General features: G+C 50.2%; 1 protein-coding gene. It reads left to right on the top strand.

What is annotated here, in order from left to right:
- Positions 1 to 154, top strand: a 154-nt coding sequence (locus tag ACSV5T_RS10215; RefSeq protein ID WP_438321069.1) for a hypothetical protein, incomplete at its 5' end; no start/stop codon positions are given.
- Between the last annotated feature and the right edge of the window lie 93 nt (positions 155 to 247).

The raw sequence follows: 247 nt of genomic DNA, 5'->3' as shown, positions 1-247 counted from the left end.
GTTCGGTGCCGAGTCAATCCGTGGTTTCTCAATCGCGTTGCTCATCGGTCTCGTCATGGGGATGTACTCATCGATTTTCATCGCCTCGTACTTGTGGATGCTCCTCAAAGGCATGTCGCTCAACAAAAAGAAAGAAACCGCCCCAGAGGCGTAACAGCAGGTCTCCCGCATCGTTCGGGGGACCTTTTATGAATGTCAAGACGGCACTTCACTCGCTCGTTCTGATATAATCAACAATTGATTGGAG

The organism is Veillonella sp. ZSJB6, assembly GCF_051549505.1.
In the GTDB taxonomy this organism is placed as follows: Bacteria; Bacillota; Negativicutes; order Veillonellales; family Veillonellaceae; genus Veillonella.
Note: the sequence above shows the minus strand (reverse complement) of the source record. Positions and strands in the feature narration are given on the sequence as shown.